General features: G+C 70.8%; 4 protein-coding genes. 2 read left to right on the top strand and 2 right to left on the bottom strand.

The features are described from left to right. Positions 1 to 145 (bottom strand): SCO4983 family protein (locus CCN51_RS60465; protein ID WP_483883479.1); only part of this gene is annotated, 145 nt, incomplete at its 3' end. An 85-nt stretch (positions 146 to 230) separates the two neighbouring features. Here CCN51_RS60465 and CCN51_RS48960 point away from each other — a divergent pair. Next, the gene (locus tag CCN51_RS48960; RefSeq protein WP_014176831.1) at positions 231 to 725 is read left to right on the top strand and encodes a GNAT family N-acetyltransferase; all 495 of its coding nucleotides are present in this window, start codon (positions 231 to 233) and stop codon (positions 723 to 725) included. A gap of 49 nt (positions 726 to 774) precedes the next feature. Here the strand turns inward: CCN51_RS48960 and CCN51_RS48955 are convergent, their stop codons facing one another. Then, positions 775 to 1,986, bottom strand: coding sequence for a pyridoxal phosphate-dependent aminotransferase (locus CCN51_RS48955; protein ID WP_014176830.1), 1,212 nt, complete (start codon positions 1,984 to 1,986; stop codon positions 775 to 777). Positions 1,987 to 2,228: 242 nt separating this feature from the next. On the opposite strand from CCN51_RS48955, the gene CCN51_RS48950 reads away from it, so the two are divergent. Continuing rightward, the coding region (locus CCN51_RS48950; protein ID WP_245881844.1) for an ABC transporter substrate-binding protein at positions 2,229 to 2,960 on the top strand (732 nt) is incomplete at its 3' end.

The raw sequence follows: 2,960 nt of genomic DNA, 5'->3' as shown, positions 1-2,960 counted from the left end.
CGCGCAACTCGTCGGTCACGGTGAGCAGCGCGGTGAGGTGACCCGCCAGCTGGTTGTCCAGCTCCTCCTCGCGGGAGCGATGGGGGAAGTCGAGCCTGGGCTCGGCCATGGTGTGGACCGACTTGGTGCGGATCGGCTCGTACATGGATGGCCTCCAAGGGTTCTCAGGAGGCCATCCTAACTTAGACTCTGTCTAAAGTTGAGCTCCTGCTAAGGGTAGGATCCGTCGCGTGATCGAATTGCGGGTGCTGGCCTCGGGCGACTGGGCCGTCTGGCGGGAGTTGCGGCTCGCCGCGCTCGCGGACGCGCCGTACGCGTTCGGGTCCCGGCTCGCGGACTGGCAGGGCGACGGCGACCGCGAGGAGCGGTGGCGCGCCCGGCTGGAGATCCCCGGCTCGTACCACCTCGTGGCCGTGCTCGACGGGCAGCCGGTCGGGATGGTCAGCGGGGTGCCCGGCCCGCACGACGGCATCGCCGAGATCATCTCCATGTGGGTCGGCCCGGCCGCGCGCGGGCACGGGGTGGCCGAACGGCTGGTGGGGGCCGTGGAGGAGTGGGCCCTGCGGGCGGGGGCCGGGGTGCTGCGGCTCGATGTCGCTCCCGGCAATGAGCGAGCGATCGCCTTTTACGAGCGGATCGGGCTGGCGGACACCAAAGAGGACGGCGACCTGCTGCCCGGCGGGGAGCGGAGGATCGTTATGGAGAAGGTGCTCCGGGCCCGCTGAGCCCCGTGCGGCAGCGCCGTGCGGCAGCCCCGTGCGGCAGTGCCGTGCGTCAGTGCTGGCTGTAGCCGTCCAGGAACTTTCCGATCCGCGTCACCGCGTCCGCCAGGTCCTTCTTCGCCGGGAGCGTCACGATCCGGAAGTGGTCCGGCTCCGGCCAGTTGAAGCCCGTGCCGTGCACGATCATGATCTTCTCGGAGCGCAGCAGGTCCAGGACCATCTGCCGGTCGTCCTTGATCTTGTAGACCGTGGGGTCGAGCCGCGGGAACGCGTACAGCGCGCCCTTCGGCTTGACGCAGGTCACGCCCGGGATCTGGGTCAGCAGCTCGTACGCCGTGTCGCGCTGCTCCAGCAGCCGGCCGCCGGGCAGCACCAGGTCCTTGATGGACTGGCGGCCGCCGAGGGCCGCGGCCACCGCGTGCTGGGCGGGCATATTGGCGCACAGCCGCATATTGGCGAGGATGGTCAGGCCCTCGAGGTAGCTGGAGGCGTGGGCCTTGGGGCCGCAGACCGCGAGCCAGCCGCTGCGGTAGCCCGCGACGCGGTAGGCCTTCGAGAGCCCGTTGAAGGTCAGGGTCAGCAGGTCGGGGGCGACGGCCGCGGTGGGGGTGTGGGTGGCGCCGTCGTAGAGGATCTTGTCGTAGATCTCGTCGGAGCAGACGACCAGGTTGTGGCGGCGGGCGATCTCGGTGAGGCCGCGCAGCATCTCCTCGTCGTACACCGCGCCCGTCGGGTTGTTCGGGTTGATGATGACCAGGGCCTTGGTGCGGTCCGTGACCTTGCGCTCGATATCGGCGAGGTCGGGCATCCAGTCCGACTGCTCGTCGCAGCGGTAGTGCACGGCCGTGCCCCCGGCGAGCGAGACCGCGGCGGTCCACAGCGGGTAGTCGGGGGAGGGGACCAGGACCTCGTCGCCGTCGTCGAGCAGGCCCTGCATGGCCATCTGGATCAGCTCGGAGACGCCGTTGCCGAGGTATACGTCCTCGACGTCCAGGTCGATGCCCTTGGTCTGGTAGTGCTGCATCACCGCGCGCCGGGCGGACAGCAGCCCCTTGGCGTCGCCGTACCCATGCGCCCCGCCGAGGTTGCGGAGCATGTCCTCCAGGATCTCCGGCGGGCATTCGAAGCCGAAGGTCGCGGGGTTGCCCGTGTTGAGCTTGAGGATGCGGTGACCGGCAGCCTCCAGCCGCATCGCCTCCTCGAGCACCGGACCCCGGATCTCGTAGCAGACGTTGGAGAGCTTCGTGGACTGGATCACCTGCATGTCGGCCACCTTACGGCGGTGTAACCGGGACCGCTCGGTGTTCTTCGCCACGTCGGCGGCGCAAAGGGGCGTCTTCGGGCGTCTCCGGGCGGATGGGACGGCGGCGCGCGCCGGGTAACGAGTCGGTTTCCCGGGTTAATTTCCGCGCGCGAAGGGTTGGCCCGGACGTGTCGGCTGGCTATCGTTCACGCACTTCAAAGAATCGTTCCGCTGAACGAATAGCGGAGAAGGGTGGCCGGCCCATGTCCGACACCTCACCCCGACACGCCCCGGGGGCGGCCGGTAACCCGCCCACCCCGCGGGCAGCCGGGATACCGCGCCGGTCGCTGCTCGCCGGCGCGGCGGCGAGCGGCGCCGCGCTCGGCGCGTCCTGGCTGCTCAGCGGCTGTTCGGGCGCGGCCTCCGCGTCCCCGACCGACGCCCTCCCCACCGCCGGGCCCACCGGCCGCCCCGACCGCGGCGGCACCCTGCGCATCGCCCGGCCGCCCGCCTCCGAAGCCGAGACCCTGGATCCGGCCAGCTCCCTGTCCGCGTACGAATACCTGGGCGCCCTCTACAACCGGCTGGTGCGGATCGGCCCCGACGGCGACCTGGCCCCCGACCTCGCCGAGTCCTGGGAGCCCGACGACAAGGTCCGCACCTGGACGTTCCGGCTGCGCCGCGGCGTCACCTTCCACAACGGCCGCGCCTTCACCTCCGCCGACGCCGCGTACACCCTGCGCCACATCCTCGACCCCAAGACCGCCTCCCCGCAGGCCGGAGTGCTGGCCCCGCTGGTCGACCCGAAGAAGCTGCGCACCCCCGACGCACACACCCTCGTCGTCCCCCTGAAGTCCCCGAACGCCGAGTTCCCGAGCCTGCTCACCAACTACAACTGCTACGTCATCCCCGACGGCAGCGCCGCCTCCATCGGCCGCACCGGCATCGGCACCGGCCCCTTCAAACTGGTCTCCTTCACCGCCGCCGGGCCCGGC

Origin of the sequence: Streptomyces milbemycinicus, assembly GCF_002154605.1 — a bacterium.
GTDB lineage: Bacteria > Actinomycetota > Actinomycetes > Streptomycetales > Streptomycetaceae > Streptomyces > Streptomyces milbemycinicus.
The sequence above is the reverse complement of the archived record's forward strand: the minus strand, read 5'-3'. Positions and strand labels throughout refer to the sequence as shown.